The organism is Streptomyces sp. LS1784 (assembly GCF_020103755.1).
In the GTDB taxonomy this organism is placed as follows: domain Bacteria; phylum Actinomycetota; class Actinomycetes; order Streptomycetales; family Streptomycetaceae; genus Kitasatospora.
The window spans coordinates 1-1,280 of sequence record NZ_JAHSQD010001064.1; the positions used below are offsets into that span (position 1 = coordinate 1).

The following is a 1,280-nucleotide window of genomic DNA, read 5'->3' on the forward strand; positions in this document are numbered from 1 at the left end:
CGGCTGCCCGGCGCGCCGTCACTCCCACCGCCGTGCGCCGCCGCGCCGCCGGAGCGTCGCTGACGCCCCGCCCTCAGCCGTCCGCGAGCAGTGCGGCCAGCTCGGCGTCGGTGGGGCCGCAGCGGCGCTCCTGGCGCTCGGAGACCAGCGCGTAGGTGCGGTCCAGCCAGGCCTGCACCCGGGGCCTGGAGGCTTCCAGCAGTGCGCTGCCGTGCGGGGATTCGAGCGCCAGGTGCACCGTCGCGCCGTGGCACGGGCAGTACGCCGGCCACAGTTTGACGTCGCCCTGGCCGCTCAGCGTGCGCAGGCCGTCGCGCAGCAGTTCGCGCGAGAACACCCAGTCGGCCTCGTCCGGCCGCCCCAGGTGGAAGGTCAGCAGCACCTCGTACGGGCGCGCGGCGTCGAACCGCAGCCTGGTGCGCACCTCGCCGACCACGTCCTCGCCCAGCGAGATCCGCAGGATCAGCACCTCCTCCTCCACCGCCGCCGGAGCGGCGGTGGAGCCGTCCCCATCGCCGCCCGTGGGGGTGGCGGCGAGGGGTGCACTGGAGGCTGCGGACAGCGGGTCGAGCGGCATGACGGTCTCTCCGGGACGGCGTGGGATGCCCTCAGCCTGCGTCACGCCCGGCGCGGCGGGCAAGGGTTGCAAGGGGGTTGCAATAACCCCCGTCCGGGGCAACCGGCCCTTACCGCGCTTGTCGGACTGAACGTCAACTTCCGTATATCGAACGGTTGTCCACGAAACGGATGACGATGGATCACGATGCGGTCGCCCGCTGGTACGCTCTCCCCCTCCCCGCGCGGGCCCACGCGGAACCGGCCCTCGCCGGCCGGAGCCGGGCCCGGCGGCGGCGCGTGGGAGAATACGGCGACGCGACGGCGGCTTCGGGGAGGGAGGGGTCCGGTGGCTGTGCGCGAGGACACCGCGCGGGACGTGCAGCACGAGCCCGCACGGCAGGGCCGGCACGGTCGGCCGCGCCGCCTCGGCGGCCTGTTCCGGCTACCCACCCTGCGCTTCTCCGGCGCCGCGATGGCCATGTCCACCGTGGTCGGCATCAGCATCGCCACCACCCTGCTGCTCAACGAGCAGCAGGGGATCGGTCGCCGGGCCGGCGTCGCCCGGGTCGGCACCACCCCGCCGCCCACGCCGGGCACCACCGACCAGGCCGAAGCGGTCTCGGCGCAGACTCCGACCGACGGCCCGTCGTCCGGCGCCTCCCCCGGCCGCCCCGCCGCGGGCCGCCCCTCCTCGCACGTCTCGGCGCATCCCTCGGGTGCCG

At 75.5% G+C, this 1,280-nt stretch carries 1 protein-coding gene and 1 pseudogene; one reads left to right on the forward strand and one right to left on the reverse strand.

The features are described 5' to 3' along the window. Nucleotides 1-73 precede the first annotated feature (73 nt). Nucleotides 74-577, reverse strand: coding sequence for an SsgA family sporulation/cell division regulator (locus tag KS423_RS45635; RefSeq protein ID WP_224285535.1), 504 nt, complete (start codon nucleotides 575-577; stop codon nucleotides 74-76). A gap of 327 nt (nucleotides 578-904) precedes the next feature. On the opposite strand from KS423_RS45635, the pseudogene KS423_RS45640 reads away from it, so the two are divergent. After that, nucleotides 905-1,280 (forward strand): annotated as a pseudogene (locus KS423_RS45640) (hypothetical protein); the annotation flags it as partial.